The organism is Bacillus cereus group sp. BfR-BA-01381, from assembly GCF_022663555.1.
Taxonomy (GTDB): domain Bacteria; phylum Bacillota; class Bacilli; order Bacillales; family Bacillaceae_G; genus Bacillus_A; species Bacillus_A pacificus.
In genome coordinates this window covers 1-621 of sequence record NZ_JAKUFR010000211.1, presented here as the reverse complement: position 1 = coordinate 621, position 621 = coordinate 1, and the positions used below count along the sequence as shown (strand labels likewise).

The window sequence follows — 621 nt, the reverse complement described above, 5'->3', positions numbered from 1 at the left end:
GGAATTCAAGGGATACAAGGAGAGATAGGTCCAACCGGTCCAGAAGGCCCAGAGGGACTTCAGGGTCCGCAAGGAATACAAGGTGTTCAAGGGCCAGTTGGAGCAACGGGTCCAGAGGGTCCTCAGGGGATACAAGGCATTCAAGGAGTGCAAGGAGCAACAGGCTCACAAGGTCCACAAGGAATTCAGGGAATCCAAGGTGTGCAAGGGATAACGGGAGCAACTGGAGCACAAGGAGCAACTGGAATTCAAGGGATACAAGGGGAAATAGGAGCAACAGGTCCAGAGGGCCCACAAGGAGTGCAAGGAGTACAAGGAGAGATAGGTCCAACCGGTCCAATGGGTCCCCAAGGAGTGCAAGGAGTGCAAGGAATTCAAGGAGCGACGGGCGCCCAAGGAGTGCAAGGTCCACAAGGGATTCAAGGAATACAAGGTCCGACGGGGGCAACAGGAGATACGGGAGCAACCGGACCGACAGGGGAAGGCACTACAGGCCCAACAGGAGTAACCGGTCCAACAGGGGTAACAGGCCCATCTGGAGGACCAGCCGGACCGACCGGCCCAACGGGGCCATCAGGTCCGGCGGGAGTAACAGGTCCATCTGGTGGACCACCTGGCCCG

At 58.0% G+C, this 621-nt stretch carries 1 pseudogene; it reads left to right on the top strand.

Annotation, left to right across the window (positions count from 1 at the left end):
- A pseudogene (locus tag MR079_RS28355) lies at positions 1 to 621 on the top strand (collagen-like protein); the annotation flags it as partial.